Below are 23,984 nucleotides of genomic sequence, written 5' to 3'. Positions count from 1 at the left end.
GGGCGTCGCAGTATCTGATATTGGGGTCAAAGGCGCGGGCGATACTTCGGGGTGAGCTGACACCGGGTGAGGAGGATTTGAAGGCCATGGCGCATCCGGTATTAAGGCACAGGTTGGTGACCTCGTTTGCTGCCGAGGCTGAGGGTGTTACTACCGACGATCTCGTGGACAGGCTGCTTGCGGAGGCTGGCGCTTTCACTTAAAGTTCGTGTGGCGCTTGGCAGGGGTGTCAAATGGGAGATTAGAAAAGACCTATTTCGTATAGAAGGCCATCTTTCTAATAAAGAGGTTGTTAAATATGCCCTCCATTGGTGACTTTCAATCTGAGAGCAGATTCCAGATCTTGAGAATATGGTTTTCTATAACGTGGCTTGCAATGGATTTTGATTTCACCGTTCGTATCTATGCTAAGTAAACCTACATTTGACTTCTGGAACATCTCGATTTGTTTCCGAGCGGGATCGACGTGGGCACGATCAAGCAAGACGTATGATTTGTGAGCGAAACATCTGTAGCGGAATGCTTGAACTAAGGCGCGTTTCCAATTTCTGAGTTTCATTTCAAAAGCCAGAAACATTAAACTATCGGTGGATTTGCGAAATGGATTACGTATCGCGACTATCAGATCGGGGATTCCGAAAAGACCACTTAACTCTGAGAAATTGGCCAACCAATTGCTCCGATTGAATAGAGTTTCCATGTGAGAACTCGCTAAGGCTTTATTGAAAAGGGATTTCTCGGTTTTGAAGGGCACTTTACTTAACCCAATTTTTGTCTTTAGCGAATAGATTTGCAGCTGTAAGCCAAGCAGCAATATGGGAACCGTCACTTTCTGAGTCAAAGATTATCCCACTGTCTCTTAACTCTGAATACAAGCCTATGGCAGAGCGCATCATAGAGGAAACCAATTCATACCTCTTTCTTTCTCTAACGGAACGAATTGTACGCAGTTGTCTCGAAAATTCAAGGAAGTAGTGTTTATAAGGCTCTGGTTTTGTAAACCACCACCTATAATCTGGGTCAAACATAATGGCTTGGTATCGGTTTTCATCGAAAATATCACTAGAATCTCCTAGGACTCTTCGAATAGCACCAATATAATTATAATCTATCAATTGAAGGAGTTTTGTGACATACAAACGTGGTGTTGGACCTCTGGGGCGTGGCTCTGGCAAGCTGAAATTGGCGATATTAAACATCCTCGTATTTTCATATGAACCAATAGTGATTATACTTGGTGAGGCCAGAGATAAGACCAATGACTCAGTATTCAAATACCCAAGTATAACCTCAAGTTTATTTGGATGCTGACTTAGTTTGTCAACGAATTTTAATAAAGAGTAGAGGAAATCGATATCTTTTATCTGTTTGGATCTGGGGATACATTCCACAATAAGATAAACACCTTTGATTCTCGGAATCCCCGTTACCCAATTTAAAATATCAGCGGAATACTGCTCGTCCTTGACCATGTCGCTATTTAAAACTAATTGGAGTAGTATTTCCTTTTCTTCAGAAACCCCATGTCCTTCAACAGCATCTAAAAAGGGTCCTACAAAAAGGGCAGTTTGTTGTTCTTGAAAATCTGTTGGCATACCTGACATATAACGAGTAGGAATTACAATATAACGAAAATTATTCATACGCTGAAAATCTACACAACTATCTGCACTCCTTTCAGCTGGCTCGCCTTCATAATCGCTTGTGTCAAAAACAGATTCGACAACTTGGTGGGGGAAGAAATCGTAAGTAGAGAGTTTTCCCAAAGGAACCCGGGGTAGGAAAAACTGAGGATCAAATATTGCTCGCGCTTTCTCATGGTGGTCTAACGACTCTACTTTACTTTGTGGAATGTGCCTAGGAGAAATGATAAATCCCTCACCTGTACCGTCCTCTTCTAGACTCTCGAAGTTCCAAACTGCATTATGACCCAACTGATGGTAAATCTCAAAATTCATTTTAAACTCTCCATGCATTTATTAATTTCTTCTAATAACATATCAGGCGTTCGATATCTCATGTGTGGTTCTTGGCCAAGCAATGTAGTAACCAAGGGAAACATCTGTGAAAACTCAGAACGTTCTATTATCGTTCTGTCCCATCTATCACTTAGGATATTCTCAACAACAATTTCCACGCTTCTAGAGTCATAAGGGTCGAAGGGGTGTTTGCCTTTCATCATCAACTGCAAAATTACTATTCCGAGTGCAAATTGATCTGTTCGATGAGAGATTTTAGTTTTTCGATTACTAAGTTGCTCTGGTGCAGCGTAAGGTGGAGTACATGGTCCCCGAAGAGCAAAAGTGTACGTAAGAGACTCTAAATCTAAAAGGCGTGCTATGCCGAGGTCGATAATTACAGGTGAACCATCTGGTTTAATCAAAATATTGCCTGGTTTTAAATCTCGATGTACCGTCCTTTTCTCCTCCCAAAGGATTCTCAATCCTTGGATTAATTCTTTCAATAGAGACAAAATCTCTGCAGGTTTCTGAAACTTGTCAAAGCAAGTATGAAGCGGCTCGGAATCTATGTATTCTTCGACAACTATAAACTTGCTATCGTTCAGCGTATAAAAATCGTAATTCTTAGGGTAGTACTTTGAGTCAATTCCCCTAAGCAAATTTACTTCCCGCTCAATTCTTTGCAGCTGTCGCTTAACCCTGTAACTCCCTATCTTCACAACGATCTCCTCCGGATAATCAGAATGCTTTGCACGAAATACTCTTCTTTGTCCGCCAGGTTTTAACGGCGTAACATCCTTGAAGCCTCCCTCTCTCAGGATATCTGCGTAATCAATATCTTTCAAAACTAACTCCCAGCTAGTGTAAAATTATATCAAAAACACGGACTTTGTCAACCCCCTTCCCCTTGACATCGCCCTTGGGTCAGGTCAGCGTCGGTTTTTGTCAAAAATACCCCAAAATGACCAACTTTTGTCCAACTTTTGACCACCTTTTGACCAGCTTTTGACCAACTTTTGACCAGCTTAATTGTGACGAGTTCGATGTAAACCTGACCTGGTTTGCCCGGCAAAGGCAGGACTTGACAAAGGAGAAATTCCGATTATTCTTATATAATTAGGCCAGCGCGGCAAGCTTGCGCTTAAGATGCGCCCGATGCCGCATGCTGGCCTCGCCGATAAAGAGAACCGTCACCCTTCTGCTCCTCGCCGATTCTGTCATAACCTGACTATAACGCGGAAGCGACAGCCTGTCAAATCAAGCCGACCGTCACCGAGTTTTACGGCGACTTGTAAAGGGTATCGGCAGCAGGCTGAGGTCCAGGTACACCGCTAGCCCAAAGACCACAATGAAGACAAGACTCATTTCTCCTCCGGCGGGCAGACCGGCTCCTGTGGGCTAAGACCCAGCATGTGCGTGAAAACAAACCGGCAGACCGACGAACCGTCAACCAGGCGGCTGCAGGGGACGCCGTGGGAAAACCGCACCTCCTCGGGCAGATACGAGTTAAAGAAGGCGTCGTCAACCTGACAGACAAGCCTGGTCGCCTCAGGGATCTCAAGCGAACAGCAAAACTCCCAGAACGTGCAGCTTGTCATCTTCATCTCGAAGCGGTCATCGCTCTGCTCAACGATCTTGTAGGAGACGCCCGAAGCGCGGTTGTACTCGATCGCCTTCTGGATAACCTTTTCATAGCTGCGGCCGCCGGCGGTGTCGAACGCAAGGTTCATCCTTATCTCTCCGTCGGTAAGAAAGACGATGCGCATGATCTCGTAGGCCGGTTCCTGCCCGAGCTGTTTTTTCAGCTTGATGTAGCAGTGAAGATACAGGGCGCGGGCGTCCACCATATCCTGGGGGAACCGCGGGTCGAGCCGCTTCTTGAACGTCGGCAGAGTTCTCTTGCAGTGCTCGATGAACCCCAGCGGGTCGGCTACATGGCCCTGAAGCAGATGCCTCAGAAGCGGTATCCCGACCTTTGAAGTCTCAAACTCCCTTGACTTATCCATAGATAACTATACTCCAGATACAGGGCGCTGTCAATTGCATATGCACAAATCAGGACTTAAATTCCGGGGGTCCCCGCGCGGCTGCGTCAGCAGACGTGTGGGGCAGTAAAAGTTAGCGGGCGTCGCAGTATCTGATATTGGGGTCAAAGGCGCGGGCGATACTTCGGGGTGAGCTGACACCGGGTGAGGAGGATTTGAAGGCCATGGCGCATCCGGTATTAAGGCACAGGTTGGTGACCTCGTTCGCTGCCGAGGCTGAGGGGGTTACTACCGACGATCTCGTGGACAGGCTGCTTGCAGAGGCTGGCGCTTTCACTTAAAGTTCGTGTGGCGATTGGCAGGGGTGTCAAATGGGGGAACGATTCAGCGAAGGACTATATCGAACTTGAATACGGCAATGATTTAATATATTTCCCCATGAATTCGTAATCAGGTTCACCATGCGAAGTTACAGGTAGTTTTATCCTTGACTCTTTCATTCTTTCCATGTGCCATTTCCTACCATAATTAAAACGGTACCTTTCAAGCTTGATTAAAGACACAATGAATAACGCAATATACTGGTTCATCTCGAATTTCGGATATAATACATTAACGTCATCTGATGCCCAAAACGGCTGAGGTTGATAAAATGCTTCTGCCACAGAACCATTATAATTGACTGTTATGGTGTTACCTGTATGGATTGGCTTTTGCCCGATATATTCTCTATAGCCGTTATTGGAATCAATAGAACCGATAAAAGGGACATTCCCTTTTTTCATGTTGGCTTTCGTTAGCCTTTTCCCTTTCTTTATCTCAAATAGATCTTGTAGTTTAAACCATTCCCATGTTCCTGTTGCTATTTTAGGCGTTTGTTCTTTAGTAAAGGGCTGGTTTGCCCCGTCAAAGGGTTGAACATTACTTTTATTAACCCAAGTTGGTATTTCCTCTCTGCTGGGTATTAGTAATTCAGCAAGGGTTCGATTTGCTTGACGCCCATAATTATAACGGTATTGATTCGCACGGATACATGCACAATAAAATAGCTTTTCAGCTTCGCTTAATGCTACTTTTGGGGTCAAACAAAAAATGTGATAACCACTATAAAATGGCTCGGGTTGCAGAAATGTCTCTAAAACGGAACCGCCAAGGGCGACTGTAATTGTGTTGGCAGGGGTAGGTTCTATTCCAGGGATCCTTTTTACTTTAGCTGAAACGCCGTTATTCTTAGCGGTTCTCGATACAAAATTTATTCCGCAGTCATCTTTTTCAAGCCTATTAAGCTCCAAACTATCACCATACTTTATATCAAAAAGATCAGAGACCCTTACCAGTTTCATGAAACATCATTTTTGAGTTTAAATAACATGTAGTCCTTAACTGTTTCCTCGAATATACGTTTTGCAATGTTGCTATAATCTGTTTCCATGTAAGCTTCAGCACACCATTCATCTTCGGCAGTAACATGTTTATTAACGCTAAAGCCAGGTTTCGCTTTTCTGTTTACGTACGATGATACCCATTCTTCTTTAATACCTTCCCATTTGGAATAAAAATCTATCCTTCCCTGATTTTTCCTTTTTTCAAAACCATCATCTTTGTAATAGCCAAAGTATGTCTCTTTATTGGGAGGATGTGGTCTATGTGCAGTAAATATCATAACACAGGTAACTACCCCTGTCTTAGAATCATGAAATAATTCATTTGGCATTGACAATACTGCCTCTAATGTACTGCTCTTCAAAAGCCGTTTTTTAAGTTCATACGTTTCCCCTTTTTGCGCCAGTGCACAACGCATAGGCACTATTGCTATACAAGTTCCGCCAGGCTGTAACGTCGCTAGATTACTCAACACGAATTCTAACTCCTCAGTATCTTTCTTTTTGTCAACTTGATATGGCGGGTTTAAAAACCCAGTTGTTGGTTTGTAGTTTTTCGCTTCCTCCATCACTTCCTCATTGAAGCAATCGCCATTGATAATATTGGCTTTGCCATCTTGATGAATATACATGTTAGAACAAGCCAACGCAAATATGTGAGCTTGGTACTCTACCCCTATTACCTGTTTCTCCTTTATTGTTTTTATCTTGTCCAGGTCGTTTCCCGCGTCATTTACCATTTTCTTTAATGAACTAATTAGAAAACCCCCTGTACCCGCACAATTGTCATATACCACGCTATTCTTATTTACACCAGCCAACTCGGCAAACAAAACTGTTATGTGGGGAGGTGTAAGGACAATCCCTAACCCTTTATCACTATTAGCATAACGTAAGAATTCTATATATAACTGCCCTAAAAAATCGTAATATTCGTGTGTTTTTCTGAATTTATTTATGCGTTCATCGATGTCATCTATCAAATTTCGTAATACACCTGGCTTAGTTGATAGCGACGTATCGGTGCGGATGAAGCTAAATTGAATATTCAGATTTTCTAGTTTTTTCCCGTGCAGGTTTGCTTTGCGTAATACATTTGAAACAGTATCAACTAAAAAGTTAGCAAGGTCCTCAGGCTTCTCATATTCCTTGTAAGCTTTGCGAAATGCCCTATCATCTAATGCTATAAGGATACTGCTGATTAATAACGCCCGATCCTTTTCTGGTATTTTTCGGTGATGTAATTCTACATTCAACTCCTTTGAAAAAACAAGTAGTGCATCGTAATCCTGCCTGGATTTCTCATCGCTTCCTAAATAGCCTTTGGTGTAGCTCTCTATACTTAATAACTCGTTACCGCTAAAAGGGGTTGGTTTACTTTCCCCTTTTAAATACAGGTAGTGTGTTACCTTAAGCTCCTTTAAGTTTTGTCCACTTACTCCAATAGCTAAAACGTCATATTCTTTAGAAAGGAAGGATGCATACAGTAAAGCCCCATCTACCGCATATTCACCATACTTGTCTAATGTAGAACTCTGATGCCTTGCGATGTCCCCCTTACACTCAACTACTATGATGAAATCAGGGTTGCCTTTTATCCCAGAAATAATAAATTCAGGATACCCCTTACCGCCCCCTTTCTTGGAGGCATTTTTCAGCAACTTGTCAATTTTGGGGTTCGAGGATTTTTGCTCCTCGATTGTGCATTCACCAGAGTATGAGTTGAAATGTCTTCTTACTATGTTTTCTGTTACCCTTTCGTTTGCCATCCTTCATCCAGGTTTTTCTCAGTATATATGTTTCTGGTAAGGTGTCAACCCCCACCCTTGACATCGGCCTTGGGGCAAGTCAGCGTCGGTTTTTGCCAAAAATACCCCAAAATCGCCCCAAAATGTCCAACTTTTGTCCAGCTTTTGACCAGCTTTTGACCATCTTTTGACCAGCTTAATTGTGACGAGTTCGATGTAAACCTGACGAGTTTGCGCGGCAAAGGCAGGGCTTGACATCGGCCTTGGGGAGGGGTATAGTAGTGGGAACCGGAGTAAATTATGGAGCTAAGTAAGTATGCGCACGTGCTTGTCACCGACGTCGGCAGCACCACGACCAAGGCGCTTTTGATTGCGCGCGAGGGCGATAAGTACCGCTTCGCCGGCGAGTTAGAAGTACCCACCACCGTGGAGAAACCTGCAGAGGACGTCAAGATTGGGGTGCTTGAGTCGGTAAGTAGGCTCGAGCAAAAGACCGGCACCACGCTCCTTGCCGACGGCAAGATTGCTATCCCGTATTTGACCACAAGCTCGGCGGGCGGCGGCCTGCAGATACTCGTGTTCGGGCTATCCGCGCTTGAGACCGGCCGGGCCGCAGAGATGACCGCCTACGGCGCTGGCGGGGTGATTTTGCGAACCTTCACCATAGACGATCAGATCCCGGCGGTGGACAAGATGCGTCTTATCCGCGAGCTTCACCCTGATTTGATTCTCATGGCCGGTGGCGTTGACGGCGGTGCGATCTCGGGCGTGGTTCGTCTGGCCGAGCTTTTGTCCCTGGCCGATCCTGAGCCTAAGTTCAGGCTCTCGGAGCGCATCCCGCTTGTCTTCTGCGGCAACGTGAACGCGCGCGGGTTCGTTAAACGCGTGCTTGAGGGAAACTTCGAGCTCTATATCACCGATAACATCCGACCCAGCATGACCGAGCTTGCGACCGAGCCTGCCAAGCGCAAGGTGCACGAGCTTTTCATGGAGAACGTGATGGAGCGCGCGCCTGGCTACGCCGAGCTGAAGAACTGGGTGGCCGCGGACATCATGCCCACCCCTGCCGGGGTCGAGAATATCTTAAGGCTTTACGGCGAGAAGCTTAGCCAAAACATCCTTATGGTAGACATGGGCGGCGCGACCACCGACATCTTCTCGAATATAGGTGGCTCCTATCATAGAACGGTGGCGGCCAACATCGGGATGAGCTACTCGGTATCGAACGTCCTGGCCGAGGTCGGCATCGAGCGGATAATGCGGCACCTGCCTGAGGGTTTCACAGAAACCGAGGTGCGTGACTACATCTCGGGCAAGATGCTCAACCCGACCTACATGCCCGGGCAGGCATGCGAGCGTGTGCTTGAGCAGGCCGCGGCCATTGAGGGGATCAACATGGCCTGGGAGCAGCACAAGGATATGAACTTCAAGGTCTCGCGGATCGGACGCCTGGACAGGAGACGATTACGCAAGGACGTCAATAAGTTCGAGGAGCTGTTTTATCTGAACGAAGAGCGCTACTTCCAGCTTTCGGATATCGATTTGATCATCGGTGCAGGCGGTGTGCTTTCGCATGCTGAGAGAAAGGAAGAGGTCTTATGGATGCTTGCCGAGGGGTTCAGGCCCTCGGGGATCACGAAGCTCGCGGTTGACCGCCACTTCAAGAGCCCGCACCTTGGGGTGCTGGCAAAGCTGGACGCTGAGGTTGCGCTTGATCTTTTTAAGGGCGAATGTCTGCAGGAGATCGGCTACGTTGTAGCGCCTGTGGGGAAGCTCTCTCCCAAGCGGCTGGCGCTGACCATCAAGGATGCCCGAGGCTCCAAGGCCTATGCCCTTAAAGGCGGGGAGCTGCTGTATCTTCCCCAGGGCGGCGAGTTGGAGATACTGCTGGAGAAGGGGTTGTGTATTCGCAACAACCTTGAGCGCTTTGAGTTAAAAACCTCCCTGCCCGTGCTTTTCGACTGCCGTGGCAGGGGCGAGAAGCTCTTGGGCGTTCCGCTTGCAAAATCGGGAATAGCGGTGTTCACGCCGCCTGAGGGTGTTTTCAAAACCCAGGTCAGGAAGCAGGCGGCTGAGATATCTGCAGGCACCTACAAAATCCAGCGCCGGCTGCCATACGAGGGCGAGATATTCGTGAAACCCGGCCAGGAGGTGAAGCCTGACGATATCATAGGAGAGAACCGGTTCGGCCCGCCCAAGCTTTATATCATCGATATCCACCGGCTTATAGGTTACGACAAGCAGCTGGACGAGAAGGCTTTCCTTGCAGGGGTTCAGGTCAAGGTCGGGGACCACGTCAAGTTGAGGCAGCGAATCTTCAAGGCAAAAGGGGCCGGCCCACTGGGTATCCCCTTCTACTGCCAGTCGCCGGTGCGAGGCGAGGTTACCCAGATAGAAGCAAGCGGCAAGATGATAATAATGAGGGAGATCCAGGACTACGACGGCAAGCCCCACGTTGTAGACGTAGCCACGAAGCTGGACATAAAGCCCGAACACATCAAGGCATACATGAAGTTCCAGGAAGGCGACTTTGTGGAGGCGGACCGCATTCTGGCTCAGAAGGCTACAACTGAGGGGTTTAGGATCGTTAAGCCCACTGCCACAGGAACCTTAAAGAAGATAGATACAAAGAAGGGCACGGTTACGATCCAGTACCACATCACACCGATACCGTTGCGCTCGTTCGTTTCGGGCAAGGTGAGCAGGGTCAAGGAGAACCTCGGCGTCGAGATAACCGGTCAGGGCACAACGCTTTACGGCATCATCGGCTTCGGCGGCGAGGCTTCGGGCAAGATTCTACTGAGCTCTCGCGAGCCGGACAGCTCTGCCAAAGCAAAGATTGTGGTTACCTTTAATCCCGTTGACGAGGGGTTCTTGAGGAAGGCGGCTGAGGCAGGTGTTGCCGGGCTAATCGCGCCCTCGATTCACAACGCCGATTGGGTCCAGTTCTACGGTGAAGAGATCGGGGTGGCGCTGACCGGCGACGAGCAAATCCCGTTCACGTTGATACTTACAGAAGGGTTCGGTCGCTTTGCGATGAACGAGCGCTACCGCAGCTTCTTTGAGAAGGGGAAAGGTAAGCTGGCCAGCCTCTCGGGCCGGACCCAGATTCGTGCCGGCGTCACAAGGCCCACGGTTATCGTAAGCGATTGACTATACACGAGATACAGACCGCTGTCAATTGCATACGGCACAAAAAAGCCGGTCAAAAGGTGGTCAAAAGCTACCCAAAAGGTGGACAAGAACGCGACTGCGTCGCCATTTTAAATATCAAAATGCAAAATGCAAAATGCAACGGCTCACGGCTGACAGCTCACGGCTGACGGCGAACCGTATGGGTCCCGGCGCGGACACGAAGCGAAGCGGACGCGCAAGCGACGTCTGGGGTAGAAAAAGGTGGACAAAAGCGCGACTTCGTCGCAATATCAAAATGCAAATTGCAAAATGCAAAATATTCCGCAAGCGTCGCCCTCCGGTGCAAAAGTCAAAATGCAAAATTAAGGGGGCTGACAGCTCACGGCTGACAGCTGTCGGCTGACGGCGAACCGTATGGGTCCCGGCGCGGCTGAGTCAGCTGACGTGGGGGGCAGTAATTGTTAGGGGGTGTCAAATGGAGGGTTACATCACATATAAAACCGGTATTCGTTCCTTTCCTTCATTCCTGGTGGCAATTCTGCAAGAATATCCCCCACCCTTTGAGCAAAGGCAAGAGTAATTGGTTTACTACACGAGAAATCTGCCGTATTCCAATTTATCTTTGTTAAAGCCAATATCTCTTCAAGGACTGTATTCCATGGACTATCACCATGATGCTCCAATATCTCTAACGGCTGAGGTACTCTTGGACCGGGATAGGTTCGCAAGAATGGAACGTAACCATCAGTGTAAAGTAAGAAGTTCTTGTCGCTAAATTTGACGTAAGTACCTCTAAGTGGAGGGTATATGCCTGGTCGGTAAAACTGTATGCCCCTCTTTCCTATAGTAACAAAATCTTTTTCACTTATATCTTTACACGCTACGTGGAAGCCATTTATTTCATCCTCCCAAAACCTTGAGCTTTTATGAACCACCACTCTTCGAGGAAGACCTTTGTTCTGAGTCTTATACAACTCAATGACTTCGTTCATAAGCTCTTTGGCGGGTTGATATCTTAAATGGGGCGATACATCTTTTGTCCATTCAAAGGATTTCCCACGCAGCACATACCCCTCGCCAGCGAAGCTAAATGTCTGAGCCATACTCGTACACATCCTTGGGTATTCGGCTGCCCTTTCCTTAAAGAAAGAAATCCCTACAAAACATACTCCAGGCTTTATGTTTGCCAATCGCCAAGGTATACCCTTGGCTTTGTGATAAAGTGCTACTACAAAATTCCATGCCCTTGTAGCATCATCTTGCAGTACACGCTCTCTGAATCCTCGTTTCTGGGTTCCACCCAATTTTATGGTTCTGGGCCAAATGAGTTGCGTAGGGATACCGTATTGCATTGCCCTTGCTTTTAGGCCACGACGTAAATTGTGGTGGCCATACTGCTCTCCCTCTATACCTAACCTTGGGTCATCCTCCTTAAAAAAGAATTGTTGACCAAATTCTGCTAATTTTATAGCCATGCGTTCTGTTTTACTTATTCTTCTGCGTTTAAGCTCACCCCATTTTTTTATTTCCACGACAGCATAATCAATAACATTCTGAGGGATGCAACATATTATAACATCAGGTTGAGGCTCTCGTCCAGCTAGTGTTTCCAACTTCTTTTCATATAGTTCAACTATTCGACTGACCTTCTGATTGAAATTGTTTATTCTCAATATTTTTTCTATTTCGGATTCGTTCAAAGATTCGCACCACAGGTCACCGTACTTAAGCTCACAATTAAAAGAAGAATCAGAAGATATACCTGTGAAAGGCGGAAATTCTCGAGGTTTTGCCTTATCATTAGTCACTTCCCTTGTACACCTTTCAAGCCATTGTTCGGTGTCTGCAATCATCGAAGGTATGCCTATAATCCCAACTATTATCGAAGTAGGTGTAGAACTAAAAGGGCCGAAAATAGATAGTCCAAATTTTGGGTCTACATGGTCATTACCGCCACCAAATAAAAGACGAGGTTCGTCAAGCGCTCCACTTTCAAAATCAGGTACTCTATACTTCTTCATATTCTTCCTCTATCGTTTCTTCACTCGATTCACTATCTTCAAAATCCGCCTCTGAACCTACGATTAAATCTTCCATTGTTTTTTCATCTTTTGTTATTATTTCAGCTTCTTCATCTAACGATGCCATAGGTTTTTTTTGATCGTCCGCAATCCCAAATGACAGTCTTACGAAGGCTGGCCTAGTCGAAATCTTCACATTTTGGTCTCCTGTCTTAATAACTATCGTCCCTGATTTACCCCTCATGATCGAAGTCCAAAAACGAATATGGTATAGTATGCCGAGATTGCGTTCAGGCCCTGCCCACCTTATTGCTAATTTACCAGCAAGTGCCCCTGTAATTATTGTTGAGCCATCTTCTGTAAAAACCCACGTAGGCTCAATGTGTAGGTAATACTTCCCTTGAAGGTACATTGCTTTGATATTTGCCGCTGCATGCCTCCAAAACATTACTTCACCATCTTTTTTACATGGTTTGGCCACTTTCCGCGATGCTCGCTTTTGAAATGCTTTCCACCAAATAATATTTACTGTTCCATTTTTGGGCGGAAAATAGAAACGGTGTTTATCAGGTTTAGTCTCATCTTTAATAAGACCTAACCGATAGAGAAACCTGTCAATCTCCATGTTAAGCAAGGAAGTAACTATATTACGGTCACTTACATTCTGCAAGAGTTCCTTAGTAGGCTTTTCTTCGATATAATCGTGATCAACAACTAATCCTAATGGTACATCTGAGGCGTGCAGATTATGAAAGGTAATGATCTTTTTTTTATGAAGTCTAAAGGCAGGTATTCCCTTATGCGCATCACGTATTACATTTTTTATCTCATCCTTCTGATATCTAGCATACTTCTGGAAAACAAAAGCCCGATAAACAACATCCGGAAGTTGTTTAAAAGGAAGCAAGTTGCATTGAAGCAACTCCTCTATCTGGTCTGGTTCAACGTCTGAAATAAACCCTTTGTCCGGTAAAAATCTTCTCTCAACAGGTCCCGGTATGCTAACCAACTTCCTACTTTGTTTAGTTCCTCTCGGAAATGGTTGTTTTTTCAGAATGTAAAGGAGTTTTTGCAAACCATTTTCGTAGTTATTCCGAAAGTCAATGTACGGGTATTGCGAAATCAAAGGAGGAAGAATGCAATTCTTAAAAAGTAAAGGGATGATTCGGCCTTGTCGGTTATTAGGGTCAAGAGAAATTATACTGTCACTTTCGGCATCAGTCCAGCCACTATCGCTACTGAAGTAAGCCGGAGTTAATACGAATCCCCAAAAGCGGCTTTTCGAGATTGCTTTGTTTATCGAACCTGGCAAACTTCCTGTTCGAATATCCCATTTATCTAAAAAAACCTTTAGGGGAGGACCTTGGTAAATTTCGGATTCTATATCTCCAGCTAATCTCTTCGCGAATTCTGTATCCTCATTCGTAGAGCGATGAGATATGAATAGGTCATACTCATATGAATCAGATTTCACTTTTTCCCCATAGTATTAAACTATAGCCTAAACCGAACCCTTGTCAAGCTCCTTTTTACTTCTTTTTAAGCCTTCGTTTGGCGTAGAGGGAGTAGAAGAGTTTGCGGGGCAGGGGTTTGCAGATGAACGCTATCCACCCTACCCCTACCCGACGGGGCACTATCGCCATCAAGGGAGGAGGAATTATTACTCGGGGTCTCCGCGTATGGTGTTCCCTATTGACAAATAAACCAATACGGCTATGCTTATAAAAATAGGAGGCAGAATGAAAAGAATACTTATGATTTCGATGCTGCTTTTAATTGCTCTCGCAGGGGCAGCCCAGGCAGCGCACGCAAGCCATGGGGACGTAGGCATCGGCTTGCAGCTGGGAGAACCAACCGGTATTACCGGGAAGTTCTGGCTGGGGGGCAATAACGCCGTGGACGCGACCATCGGCTGGAACATCATCAGTGATAGGTTTACCCTCCAGGCCGGGTATCTTTACCACTTCCCTCTGGATGTTCCCACAGGAGCCCTTGCCGCTTACGTTGGCGTGGGTGGATTGCTCGGTGGAGGCGGCTACCATCCTGACCATCCTCACTATCCAGAGGCTTATATACTCCTTGCCGGGCGCATCCCACTTGGTCTAGAGTACATCTACAGCCCGGTAAGCTTCTACGCGGAGCTCGATCCTCTTATTGTCCTCTTGCCTGAAGTAAAACTCGGCTTCGGCGGAGGAATCGGCTTCAGGTTCTACTTTTAGTTAACCCCACGGAGTTGCTTCACCCGACGGGGGTGCAGGCGCACCTTCGTACCCAAAGGACGGGCACAAGCACCCAAAGGACGGGCACAAGCGGGGACCACGAAAATAAATACTCCTTTTGCGTAACCCTCTAAAGCATCACCCCTACCGCGTTACCGAATCAGGCGGCGTTATCGGGTGAGGGTCTTTCTGTGCGGAAAGTGACGATATCTCGAACGCCTGTGAAGGGGTGATCTGGGTGCCGCGATGCCTGAGGTATATCCTGGCCCAATCGTAAGGAGCTATCGTAACGTGCCAGGAGAGGCCCATCTCCCAATCTTTGAAGAAGAAGAGGTAATGGGAAACGACCAGGATGTTAGGGCGTCCGGATGTTCCTATCCAGGAGGCCTGTTCGTCTATTCCCAGTTCAGGATGGTTCTCAGCCAGCCACGGGATAAACCTGTCACGAACCTCAATAGCACTCTGTTCGTCTGTAGCGAAACCATCTACAACCGCAATCAACACTTGCACAGTGTCGCGGTAAGAACCTCTTTCACCTTGTATGGTAACAACTACCGTGTCTTTAAGGCTCGAAGAATCAGGGATAACCGTAACCTCTGCAACCTCGCTGCCGCTTATGGACGTATACTCAACTTCGCTTGCTCTGCCTTGGGCCGAGGCAGTTATCTTTACCTCATCTCGGCTATCTTCTTCTCCTTCAATGAGGTGAACAAGGAATACGCAGCGCCGTCCCACAAGGGCTTCCATTGTTCCAGGCACGACCTCAAGAGAGAATGCCTCATCCTTTGAACAGGCACCGAAAGAACCTATCAAAAGGATTACGGTTACCACAAAAAGTTTTTCCCTTAACATACTCTTTCTCTCCTTTCTACAAGAATTGATGCCCGCATTTCCGGCCACAAAAGTCTTTATTCTCGAATTCACTCCTAATCCTGCCTTTAGAGAAGAGAGATTCAACACTCTCTAAAAATCTTCTGCGATTTTTTTGTCGAAGACAAAAAAGAGCATTTTCTTGCCCTTGAGGTTGGCCTCGAACCAGCGCAGGATGTGGTTCAGCCGTGCTATGCGACGGTCGGTGCGACCTGAGCGAGAAGGTTCTGGAATTTCGGCAGGATAACTCACCATCCCGGTGTGAACGCCGAGTTTCTTGCCTGCGACTTGCCTCAGGGCACGTGTGGCCCGTCATATATCGCCAGGAACGAAGCGGAGAGTGATATTGCAATTCATCCATCCTAGCACTCACTTCAAAGGCTTGATGCCTATCAGGATGGGGACTTCCGGATAATTGGGATCGTCTAACTTGAGGTTTGCAAGCGTTACCTCAAAGCCCACCTTCTTTGCAAGATCAATCCAGGTTGCAAGATGGAATATCCCCAGAAGATGGCGGTCTGCTTCGATCGCAAGATCGCCTCCGCGCCGGATCAGGAATATGAAGGTGGCTTCAAAGGTGGTATCTCGCGGATCAGGATCGTACTGATTCTCTATAAGGGTTATCTCTACCCCGCCCTTGGTGTGGGTTGAGACCGTGGTCTTGTTCTGTTTGAAGCGCTCCGGGGTCTCTTCTTCCATGTAGGTGAGGAACACCCCGCCTGGATTCAGATGAACGTAAGCGGTCTGGAACGCGGCGCGGAGTTCTTCAACCGTAAGCATGTAGGAGATTGAATCGAAGATGGTTACCGCGTCAAAGGTCTTACCTAATCTGACCGAACGCATATCGCCGGATAGATATGTGACTTCGGGATTGAGTTTTTTTGCCCCCTCGAGCATCTGTGAGTTTACGTCAACGCCGGTGATTTCAAAGTAGCGCTTCAAGGTAAAGTCGTTGTGCCCGCCGCCGCAGCCCAGATCGAGTAAGGTTTTAACCTCTATCTTTGAGTGTTTGATGATCAGATCTCGGAACTTCTTTGACTCCTCTATATAGTCCTCAGGCGGGCTGATAATTGGCCAGGTCCATGCAAGATCTTTGTACAGACGATTTTCTTTCATAGTGCATATATCCTGCATACCAATGACATACGGGGTCCCCGCGACGGTACGAAGTAGCGTCGTGGGGTGAAACTGATAATTGGCCAGGTCCAGGAAAGGTCACCGTAAAGACGACGCCTGTCCCTGGGTAAGGATTCATCCCGCATTATGGAGTTATAGCGACTTATGGGGACTTGTCAAGGCAACCCTCACCCCAACCGTCTGCTTCGCATCCGGCTGGGGACCCCGGATTTAGCCTCGTTTCTTTTTAAGCCTTCGTTTGGAGTAGAGGGAGTAGAAGAGTTTGCGGGGCATGTGTTTGCAGATGAACGCTATCCACCTGTTGCGCCGGCCAGGGATGCAGATAACCTTGCCGCGCTCAAGGCAGCCGAGCGACGCCTGAACCACCTTATCCGCGGACATGAACCTGCGCCGGCGAAAAATGGGATGCTCAGGGCCGTAGCCCAACTTCATGTGAAAGTCGGTGCGGGTGAACCCCGGACACAGCGCCTGAACCCTTATGCCCGTGCCGCCGAGCTCGATGTGAAGCGAGGAGGAGAAGCTTAAAAGGAACCCCTTGGTTGCGTCGTACATCAGGTTGCGCGCGCCGATCAGGAACGCGGCGATGGATGATACGTTGATTACCGCACCCCAGTTGTGCGTGCGCAGGATCGGGATTGCTGCGTGTGTCAGCCGCACCGCCGCGATGTCGTGCACCTTGATCATATCCACCTGGGCGTCGATGGAGTCCTCGGCAAAGAGTTCGAGCCTGGTGTATCCCGCGTTGTTTATGAGGATGCGAAGGTTGGGCATGCGGCGGATGGTATCTTCGACCTCGCGGAGCTGGCTTTCGTCTGCGAGCTCGGCGATCATGTAACCTGCGAGGATTCCGTACCTTGTGGAAAGCTCCGCGCACAGGTCTTCCAGGAGTTTCTCCCTGCGCCCGGTGAGAAGGAGGTCGTAGCCCATAGAGGCCAGCTTTCGCGCAAACGCCGCGCCTATTCCGCTTGATGCGCCGGTGATGAGCGCTGCGGGTCTTTTTTGCGTCATCAATCTCTCCTTTAGGAAGTGTATGCGAGGAATCAATGAAATGCAAATGCAGAACGGTCTCCTGTGCCCGGTCGGGCGTCCGGTTCGTTCAAAGATTATATCCGGATGCTTGAAGACGTGGCATTCAAGTGAGGTGGTTATATTCACCCTCCCCCTACCCCCTACCCTATGGGGTGCAGTAAAATTGGCACCCCAAGGGGCACGCTGTCCACCAGGGAGGGGGATTATTTCCTCCCCATTCATGTGGGAGGTAGCCGTTTCGCAGAAGCGGACGGTGTGGTGAATAAAAAAAGGGCCGACTTAAAAGTCGGCCCCTACGAGGTTATTATTCAATGCTTTCGGGTTGGAACAGGCTTTTGAACAGACAAGAGTGTCTGTTCTACACAGATACTATGTATTGACCATGGACAGAGATAATCGAATACTACCGCCTCATCCTTAATATACCCCTCCCTTGACGGGAGGGGGTAGGGGGAGGGTGAATTAACAACATGGGCCGACCTAACGCGAAGCGGACGCCATAGGCGTCAACGTCGGCCCCTACATTTTTCACTCACCCCACACAGCTGCTTTTGACCAGCTTTTTTTACCCCACGACGCTACTTCGTATCGTCGCGGGGACCCCGTAAGGGTGTCCAGCTTTTGACCAGTATTTGGGGAGTTTTTGTCACCCTTTTTCTGAGGCTTCAAAACAGCTGCACCCCCACCGAGAATCCGGGCCAGATGCGAATCCAGGTTTTCTCACCCTGATGCTCATAGATGAGCAGGTCAAAGAGGGGTATATCCGAACCGTCCTCCTCGGTGGAGACCCAGACGTTAATGGTCGGGCCTGCGGTTATGGCAAGCTTGGGGCTAATCTGCCAGCCACCGGTAATGCGAAGCTTGTTGAGCATGTTGAGTCCTTCCTGACTCCAGAATCTCAGCCCTTCTGAGACATTGTAACCCACAGCGTCGATATCGAGGAAGAACGGATCGGCCGGTATGTGTCCGCCGATTCCCAGTCCCAGCCTGCTTCTGAGAGATGAACCCACTGGCTGCAGTCCGACGGCATAAACGTTGTAGACGTGCTTGGAGCCGAGCTTTATACCCACGTTGAGAAGTGAGCTTTCATCCGTCCAGGCGTTTATGTGGAACTGCCCGTTTGCAACGATGCTGACGATGCCGATAGGTACGCCGTCGTTATCGGTGGCGACGTTAACCACGCCCAGCTGCAGGCCACGGGCGTGCCCCGCGATGTTAACCACACCCGCCTGCGTGTACGTCTCGCCAAGCGCAATGTTAACCACACCTATCTGGACGGTACTGTTCCTGCCTACCATATTCCCGGCACCGGCAATCTGCGCTCCGGTTACGTCACCCAAGGCGAAGTTCATCACTCCGGCAAGTTGCACCCCCCTGACATGAGTAAGTACAATGTTTGCGACACCGGCGAGTTGCCCGCCCGCGGCTTCGCCTCGAACCACATTAGTTACGCCTGCGATCTGGGCAACACTGAATTCTCCACCGACAACGTCAATTACGCCTGCGATCTGTAAGCCGGCCACGTCGCCGCCTGCGAAGTTGCCCACACCTGCGGCTTGAAAACCTGTGACGTGACCCTTATCTATGTTGAGAACACCGCCTATCTCGCAGCCATCGATGTTACCGATAAGACCTCCGATTATGTTGAGCGAGAAGTTAGAAGTAACGTGAGTGTAGGGTGGACCATTCGAACCAAAGCCGGGAACGAACGAAACGGATACAGGCCTGTGGACAGGCTCGGCTTGGGCTGAGATCACCGACGGCATGAAAAGCGCCATGATAATGACGACTAAGATACGAACACTTTCTGAGTTGCGCATAAAACTCCTCCTTTTGAGAACTAAACTCAAACTCTCTTGAAATGGGCACTCAATCTACGAAAGTAGTGCCCTCCTAACTATAGAATTATAGCTGAGACCGCGGGGGTGTCAAATGCGAGATGGATAAAAGAACGCTGGTCGAGCGGGTGCCTGTGCCCTAGAGGGCGAAGCGCACTGCAGATACGATGCTTTCCACGGACGTCAATCGAGCCGGCAGGCGTCCTTGACAGGGTAAAGCTAACGGCTATACTCTGGTTGTCGTGATGAAAAAGCTAGCACAGACCTCTATAGATGGAGGTGCAAGGTGAGAAGAGTATTGTATCTGGGGGATATTTTGTTGATGGCAACCATTGCCCTCTCAAGTTGTTCGCTGGTAACATCGTCTCGATAATCAAAAAGTTATGATAGATACCTCCCTGACTACCGAACCCATACTAGAAACAAGATAATTCAGGTTTTAGCGTCTGCGACCACCACGGCAACTATCTCTCGACTCAAGAACGACCAAAGTAGTTGACAGCCCTGCTAAGTTCGTGTATAGTTCGTTTTAATGAAGAACTCAAGGAGGCAACATGCCTGGACTTAAGGATGAATTGCAAGAAGTGCTAACCCACCTCAACCGATCGGCGCCTGAGATAAAATCTTCGGCGTTCGTGAGCCTTGACGGACTCATGCTGGCCTCGGCTCTGCCTAGCAGCACCGATGAAGACGCAATCGCCGCTATGAGTGCCACTGTCCTGGGATTGGGTGAGCGTACAACCAAGGAGTTCGCGGTAGGTGAGCTGGAACAGGTCTACTTCAAAGGCGGCGGGGGCTACATAATACTTCAGGCTGCAGGGGATGATGGCGTCCTGGTAGCGGTCACAGACGAATCCGCCAAGCTGGGGATACTGTTTCTTTTGCTTTCCAGAACAGCAGAGGAGATTCGCATCATAGTTAATCGAGCTATAGCCCCGAAGGTCCCTTCCCCCCCGCCACAGCCTGAAGATAGGTCATCCGGGCCTGCTACAGGCCAATCACCATCCCCGTGGAGCCCCTGAGTTTAACGATGCCAGAGGATTTGAACAACAAGAAGAACACAGAACAACCCAAACTTAATATGTGGAGTGGCGTGCTGAGTAACCTCTTGTAGATGGTAGACGAATTGAGGGTTTACACGTGTCTCTTAGTTGAGAACTCCGGGAGGAAGGATTGCTGCATCATGATGCCTCGAGAAGGGGAGTGTGTTCCTACAAGGGGTGGGCTGCCATTCTGGAACCGTTTGCTGGCTCGAGGGCCGGTGGAGCGTGAAGGACTCAAACACTACCTGATATGCCTCATCGGTATTCAACCCCTCACCTCTGTCTGCTGTCCTTCAGGCATCCCTCGCCGCGTAAGTAAAGGGGCGATCAATCTTGTTTCAGGAGAAAGCAAATGAAGCTTGCAAAGGTTGTAATAGTGGGCAAGGACGAAGCAGGGAAATCAACGCTTGTGCAAAACATCGTTCCGGGGGCCATTAACATCGAGCGTCACGGTCGCACCATAGCGTTGGATTACGGCAACAAAGAGCATAAAAACTACAAACTGCATCTTTTTGGAACTCCGGGTCAGGCCCGCTTCCGCATAGTGCGCGACGTAGTAGCAAGGGGGATGGACGTGGCGGTGTGGGTCTTGGATTACTCTCGGCGATTCGACGATCGTGATAAGGAGATCCTTGAGTTCCTCAGCGAGTCAAAGGTTCCTTTCCTGGTATTCGCCAACATAAAGCCGGGGGTACAGAAGGAACGCCGCCGGGTTACCCGGCTTATAGGAGAGCCCGAGGGACTCAAGGGCATAATTATCGGATCGGCCAAGTCCGGCTTCCGTGTGACCGAGCTCCTTGACGAGATCGTCAGCGTTCTTGAGACACTGGACGGCCCTAGAAACCGGGAGCAAGTCCTGAAGAAATCCGCTTCCAACCGATAACTAGAAAGCAAGGGTTATCCGGAAGGAGGCGAGGGGAGATCGTCTGCAAGAATCAGCAATAGGTCTATCCCGTGGTCCCCGATCGAGCACTTCGTGTTCGGTCTGGGTGACTACCCTTGCGGCGCCGTAATGGGGAGATAGCAAGGGAGAGGAGGAAGACGGCCGTTCCCAGAATCACAATCGTTGCACCCGATGGGATATCGATCCAGTAGGAGATTGCGAGCCCGCTCACTGTGTAGGCAAGGCCGAAGAGCGCTGAAAGCGCAAGCACCCACCCGTAGCGCCTGGACCACTGAAGCGCTGTGGCCGCGGGCAGCACAAGTAGTGCCGAGACGAGGATTATCCCCACGAGCTTGATCGCGGAAACGATCCCAAGGGAGACCAATCCAAGGAGAAGATAGAATAAGAACCCCTCGGGTATACCCGACGCGCGAGCAAGCTCGGCATCAAAGCTTGAGGCAATAAGCTCCTTGAAGAAGAGGGCAAGCAGGACGAGAATGAGGAATGCTGCGGCGGCAATAATCCAGAGATCTGTAGGGGTAACCGCCAGGATCGAGCCGAACAGGTAACTTGCAAGGTCAGTGATGTAGCCCGGTTTAAGTGAGAGAAAAAGCACCCCCAGAGCCATGCCTGCGGCAAAAAAAATGCCGATCGCCGTGTCCTCCTTGATCCTTCCACGACGGGTTACCGCACCTATGCCAAGACCGGCGGCCACGGAGAATACCGAGGCGGAAAGAAAGACAGGAATACCTAAAAGATGTCCCAGGGCCACACCACCGAACGCGGCGTGAGCGATACCCACACCGATGAAGCTCATCTTTCTTAAGACCACGAAGAACCCAAGAATGGAGAGCAGTACGGATACCAGCACCCCGGCGATCAGAGCTCGCTGCATAAACGCAGCCTCAAACACTATCTCTTCCCCTTCTCCGATTTTGGTGTGTTACGGGTGTTACGGGTACGGGCGGGGTCCCCACGCGAAGGCTTCGCCTTCGCGTGGGGTGCAACCATTCGGTGGGGGACCTTTCCGTGGAAGATCGCCTCCATCTGGGTCCCGTATAACCGCTGGAAATGTTCCTCATCCCAGATCTCGGAGGGACAAGCGTGCAGATGCACACTCTTCGCCACGCAGGCCACATCGTCAACGAAACTCGGCACCACCACAAGATCGTGGCTTGCCACCAGTATGGTGAGGGAAAGTTCCTTCTTCAACTCGCGGATAAGGGAATAGAAACGGTCCTTTGCCTCAACGTCCGCGCCTGAGGTGGGTTCGTCGAGCAGGATAAGCTTCGGCTCACCAACAAGCGCACGGGCGATGGCCACGCGCTGCTTCTGCCCGCCGGATAGTGCCCCTACCGGACGCTTGGCCACATCCCTAAGCCCCACGCGAGCAAGCATAGTAAGTGCGATCTCGCGGTCGTGCCTGCCCGCTCGTCTTATGAGCCCTAAAGCCGGGTACCGTCCCATGAGCACCACATCCAGGGCACTCACAGGGAAGCGCCAGTCAACCACGCTCTCCTGGGGAACGTAACCTATCCTGGCGCGCTTGAGATCATAGTAACGCACCCTTCCCTGGGTAGGCTTGATAAGGCCTGCTATCACCTTGAGAAGCGTTGTCTTCCCGCCCCCGTTCGGACCTATGAGCGCCGTGGATGAGCCCGCCGTTATCTGGATGTTCACATCATGAAGAGCCGTGAGCTCTTGAAAGCGTACACTGACGTCCTCAAGGCTAACCAGGATTTTGGAACTCACCTGCCCCCCATAGCCTCTGAAAGTACCGCCAGGTTGCGATCCATAAGCTTGATGTAGGATTCATTCTGCTTGCCCAATGGGTCCAAGAAGAGCACCTCAACGCCTGCCTCTTTTGCGATAACCTGGGCCGCCTTGGGCGAGAGCTGGGGCTCGGCAAAAACCGCGCGTGCACCGGTCTTCTTGATAGACTCGATCACCTCCTGTAGGTGTCTCGGAGTAGGTTCCTTGCCTGGCGAGGAGACGATTACGGCAACGCGTTCAAGACTGTAACGTAAGGCGAAGTAGATCCAGGCGGGATGGAAGGAGACGTACTTTTTTGAGCCGAACTCGGCTACCGCGGCCTCGATGCGAATATGAAGCGAGTCAAGCTCCGTGAGGTACCGATCCCTCTCTTTTTCATAGACCGACTGGGCCCGAGGATCGATGCGCCCTAATTCCTCGGCTATGGCGGAGCAGATAATCTTGGCGTAGGCAGGATCAAGCCAGATGTGGGGATTGGCACCGGCATGCAGGTGAGCTTCACCGTGATTCTCGGTGATCAATTCTATGCCTTCAAGTTCGGTGGCCGTAACGATTGGAACGTTTTGGGGCAGAAGCCCCTGGATCCAGCGATCGGCGTCAAGACCGATGCGGACCACAAGATCGGCCTGGGCCGCTGCTCTGGCCTGGGAGGGTGTGGGCTCAAAGGTGTGAGGTGATGCCCCCGGAGAAAGCAGCGTGGTAACCTGGACCCGGTCGCCGCCCACCTGTCTGGCGAAAGCCGCAAGGACGGGTATTGTAACAACCACCTTGACCTTGTCGGTTGAGGGTTCGGGCGGTTTCTTCCTGCAAGTTGTGAGACTAATGGTACTTAAAGTGATTAGCATTATCGCCACGACACGCCGCATCAATCCTCCTTGGTCTCTTGGCTAATAGAATAGGAAGAGAAAGCGAAATGTCAAGCCAGATTTTGCTCCTTTTTGAATGCTCCTTTCGTTGCTA

At 49.3% G+C, this 23,984-nt stretch carries 21 protein-coding genes; 6 read left to right on the top strand and 15 right to left on the bottom strand.

The annotated features are described in order from the left end of the window. Positions 1 to 203 (top strand): AAA family ATPase (locus CEE36_03480; GenBank protein TKJ43761.1); only part of this gene is annotated, 203 nt, incomplete at its 5' end. An 89-nt stretch (positions 204 to 292) separates the two neighbouring features. Here CEE36_03480 and CEE36_03475 read toward each other — a convergent pair. From CEE36_03475 to CEE36_03450, 6 genes are all read right to left on the bottom strand, one after another. Then, positions 293 to 754, bottom strand: a complete 462-nt coding sequence (locus CEE36_03475; protein ID TKJ43760.1) for a hypothetical protein — start codon at positions 752 to 754, stop codon at positions 293 to 295. 1 nt (position 755) lies between these two features. Then, a complete protein-coding gene (locus CEE36_03470; GenBank protein ID TKJ43759.1) occupies positions 756 to 1,958 on the bottom strand; it encodes a hypothetical protein in 1,203 nt (400 codons plus the stop codon). After that, positions 1,955 to 2,806 (bottom strand): hypothetical protein, encoded by an 852-nt coding sequence (locus tag CEE36_03465; protein ID TKJ43758.1) that lies wholly within the window; start codon positions 2,804 to 2,806, stop codon positions 1,955 to 1,957. The genes CEE36_03470 and CEE36_03465 overlap by 4 nt, the downstream gene beginning before the upstream one ends. A gap of 516 nt (positions 2,807 to 3,322) precedes the next feature. Then, a complete protein-coding gene (locus tag CEE36_03460) occupies positions 3,323 to 3,967 on the bottom strand; it encodes a hypothetical protein (GenBank protein TKJ43757.1) in 645 nt (214 codons plus the stop codon). A gap of 374 nt (positions 3,968 to 4,341) precedes the next feature. Next, complete coding sequence (locus CEE36_03455) at positions 4,342 to 5,289, bottom strand: S-CspCI protein (GenBank protein ID TKJ43756.1); 948 nt, start codon at positions 5,287 to 5,289, stop codon at positions 4,342 to 4,344. Then, positions 5,286 to 7,097 carry a methyltransferase gene (locus tag CEE36_03450; protein TKJ43755.1) on the bottom strand — a complete coding sequence of 604 codons (1,812 nt, stop codon included), beginning with the start codon at positions 7,095 to 7,097 and terminating at the stop codon, positions 5,286 to 5,288. The genes CEE36_03455 and CEE36_03450 overlap by 4 nt, the downstream gene beginning before the upstream one ends. A 279-nt stretch (positions 7,098 to 7,376) precedes the next feature. Between CEE36_03450 and CEE36_03445 the strand changes: the two genes are divergently transcribed. Further along, the gene (locus CEE36_03445) at positions 7,377 to 10,229 is read left to right on the top strand and encodes a hypothetical protein (protein ID TKJ43754.1); all 2,853 of its coding nucleotides are present in this window, start codon (positions 7,377 to 7,379) and stop codon (positions 10,227 to 10,229) included. Positions 10,230 to 10,699: 470 nt separating this feature from the next. On the opposite strand, the gene CEE36_03440 is transcribed toward CEE36_03445, so the two are convergent. Then, positions 10,700 to 12,232: a hypothetical protein gene (locus CEE36_03440; GenBank protein TKJ43753.1), complete on the bottom strand. Its 1,533-nt coding sequence runs from the start codon at positions 12,230 to 12,232 to the stop codon at positions 10,700 to 10,702. After that, the gene (locus tag CEE36_03435) at positions 12,219 to 13,706 is read right to left on the bottom strand and encodes a hypothetical protein (GenBank protein ID TKJ43752.1); all 1,488 of its coding nucleotides are present in this window, start codon (positions 13,704 to 13,706) and stop codon (positions 12,219 to 12,221) included. Before CEE36_03435 ends, CEE36_03440 begins: the two co-directional genes overlap by 14 nt. 265 nt (positions 13,707 to 13,971) lie before the next feature. Here CEE36_03435 and CEE36_03430 point away from each other — a divergent pair, with 265 nt between their 5' ends. Further along, positions 13,972 to 14,451, top strand: coding sequence for a hypothetical protein (locus CEE36_03430; protein TKJ43751.1), 480 nt, complete (start codon positions 13,972 to 13,974; stop codon positions 14,449 to 14,451). A gap of 144 nt (positions 14,452 to 14,595) precedes the next feature. On the opposite strand, the gene CEE36_03425 is transcribed toward CEE36_03430, so the two are convergent. The 4 genes from CEE36_03425 to CEE36_03410 form a co-directional block, all read right to left on the bottom strand. Beyond that, positions 14,596 to 15,303: a hypothetical protein gene (locus CEE36_03425; GenBank protein TKJ43750.1), complete on the bottom strand. Its 708-nt coding sequence runs from the start codon at positions 15,301 to 15,303 to the stop codon at positions 14,596 to 14,598. A gap of 387 nt (positions 15,304 to 15,690) precedes the next feature. Next, positions 15,691 to 16,455 carry a hypothetical protein gene (locus CEE36_03420; protein ID TKJ43749.1) on the bottom strand — a complete coding sequence of 255 codons (765 nt, stop codon included), beginning with the start codon at positions 16,453 to 16,455 and terminating at the stop codon, positions 15,691 to 15,693. A gap of 213 nt (positions 16,456 to 16,668) precedes the next feature. Further along, on the bottom strand, positions 16,669 to 17,709 hold the full coding sequence (locus CEE36_03415) for a short-chain dehydrogenase (GenBank protein TKJ43748.1): 1,041 nt from the start codon (positions 17,707 to 17,709) through the stop codon (positions 16,669 to 16,671). A gap of 443 nt (positions 17,710 to 18,152) precedes the next feature. Then, entirely contained in the window at positions 18,153 to 19,307 is a 1,155-nt protein-coding gene (locus CEE36_03410) for a hypothetical protein (GenBank protein TKJ43747.1), read from the bottom strand. Positions 19,308 to 19,879: 572 nt separating this feature from the next. On the opposite strand from CEE36_03410, the gene CEE36_03405 reads away from it, so the two are divergent. From CEE36_03405 to CEE36_03395, 3 genes are all read left to right on the top strand, one after another. Then, the gene (locus CEE36_03405) at positions 19,880 to 20,347 is read left to right on the top strand and encodes a hypothetical protein (GenBank protein TKJ43746.1); all 468 of its coding nucleotides are present in this window, start codon (positions 19,880 to 19,882) and stop codon (positions 20,345 to 20,347) included. Positions 20,348 to 20,511: 164 nt separating this feature from the next. Continuing rightward, a complete protein-coding gene (locus CEE36_03400; GenBank protein TKJ43745.1) occupies positions 20,512 to 20,724 on the top strand; it encodes a hypothetical protein in 213 nt (70 codons plus the stop codon). Next, positions 20,721 to 21,251 (top strand): hypothetical protein, encoded by a 531-nt coding sequence (locus CEE36_03395; GenBank protein ID TKJ43744.1) that lies wholly within the window; start codon positions 20,721 to 20,723, stop codon positions 21,249 to 21,251. Before CEE36_03400 ends, CEE36_03395 begins: the two co-directional genes overlap by 4 nt. A gap of 64 nt (positions 21,252 to 21,315) precedes the next feature. Here CEE36_03395 and CEE36_03390 read toward each other — a convergent pair whose 3' ends face one another. The 3 genes from CEE36_03390 to CEE36_03380 are packed head-to-tail and all read right to left on the bottom strand — an operon-like array spanning position 21,316 to position 23,890. Then, positions 21,316 to 22,146: an ABC transporter gene (locus tag CEE36_03390; GenBank protein TKJ43762.1), complete on the bottom strand. Its 831-nt coding sequence runs from the start codon at positions 22,144 to 22,146 to the stop codon at positions 21,316 to 21,318. 17 nt (positions 22,147 to 22,163) lie between these two features. Beyond that, on the bottom strand, positions 22,164 to 23,063 hold the full coding sequence (locus tag CEE36_03385; protein ID TKJ43743.1) for an ABC transporter: 900 nt from the start codon (positions 23,061 to 23,063) through the stop codon (positions 22,164 to 22,166). Further along, positions 23,000 to 23,890 (bottom strand): hypothetical protein, encoded by an 891-nt coding sequence (locus CEE36_03380; GenBank protein TKJ43742.1) that lies wholly within the window; start codon positions 23,888 to 23,890, stop codon positions 23,000 to 23,002. Before CEE36_03380 ends, CEE36_03385 begins: the two co-directional genes overlap by 64 nt. Between the last annotated feature and the right edge of the window lie 94 nt (positions 23,891 to 23,984).

This window comes from candidate division TA06 bacterium B3_TA06 (assembly GCA_005223075.1).
Taxonomy (GTDB): Bacteria; Hydrothermota; Tepidihabitantia; order B3-TA06; family B3-TA06; genus B3-TA06.
Note: the sequence above shows the minus strand (reverse complement) of the source record. Positions and strands in the feature narration are given on the sequence as shown.

Coding starts and splice junctions, on each gene's coding strand:
- CEE36_03470 (TKJ43759.1), bottom strand. CDS start 1,958: ATGAATTTTGAGATTTACCATCAGTTGGGTCATAATGCAGTTTGGAAC.
- CEE36_03460 (TKJ43757.1), bottom strand. CDS start 3,967: ATGGATAAGTCAAGGGAGTTTGAGACTTCAAAGGTCGGGATACCGCTT.
- CEE36_03455 (TKJ43756.1), bottom strand. CDS start 5,289: ATGAAACTGGTAAGGGTCTCTGATCTTTTTGATATAAAGTATGGTGAT.
- CEE36_03450 (TKJ43755.1), bottom strand. CDS start 7,097: ATGGCAAACGAAAGGGTAACAGAAAACATAGTAAGAAGACATTTCAAC.
- CEE36_03445 (TKJ43754.1), top strand. CDS start 7,377: ATGGAGCTAAGTAAGTATGCGCACGTGCTTGTCACCGACGTCGGCAGC.
- CEE36_03440 (TKJ43753.1), bottom strand. CDS start 12,232: ATGAAGAAGTATAGAGTACCTGATTTTGAAAGTGGAGCGCTTGACGAA.
- CEE36_03430 (TKJ43751.1), top strand. CDS start 13,972: ATGAAAAGAATACTTATGATTTCGATGCTGCTTTTAATTGCTCTCGCA.
- CEE36_03425 (TKJ43750.1), bottom strand. CDS start 15,303: ATGTTAAGGGAAAAACTTTTTGTGGTAACCGTAATCCTTTTGATAGGT.
- CEE36_03420 (TKJ43749.1), bottom strand. CDS start 16,455: ATGCAGGATATATGCACTATGAAAGAAAATCGTCTGTACAAAGATCTT.
- CEE36_03415 (TKJ43748.1), bottom strand. CDS start 17,709: ATGAATGGGGAGGAAATAATCCCCCTCCCTGGTGGACAGCGTGCCCCT.
- CEE36_03410 (TKJ43747.1), bottom strand. CDS start 19,307: ATGCGCAACTCAGAAAGTGTTCGTATCTTAGTCGTCATTATCATGGCG.
- CEE36_03405 (TKJ43746.1), top strand. CDS start 19,880: ATGCCTGGACTTAAGGATGAATTGCAAGAAGTGCTAACCCACCTCAAC.
- CEE36_03400 (TKJ43745.1), top strand. CDS start 20,512: ATGCCTCGAGAAGGGGAGTGTGTTCCTACAAGGGGTGGGCTGCCATTC.
- CEE36_03395 (TKJ43744.1), top strand. CDS start 20,721: ATGAAGCTTGCAAAGGTTGTAATAGTGGGCAAGGACGAAGCAGGGAAA.
- CEE36_03390 (TKJ43762.1), bottom strand. CDS start 22,146: ATGCAGCGAGCTCTGATCGCCGGGGTGCTGGTATCCGTACTGCTCTCC.
- CEE36_03380 (TKJ43742.1), bottom strand. CDS start 23,890: ATGCGGCGTGTCGTGGCGATAATGCTAATCACTTTAAGTACCATTAGT.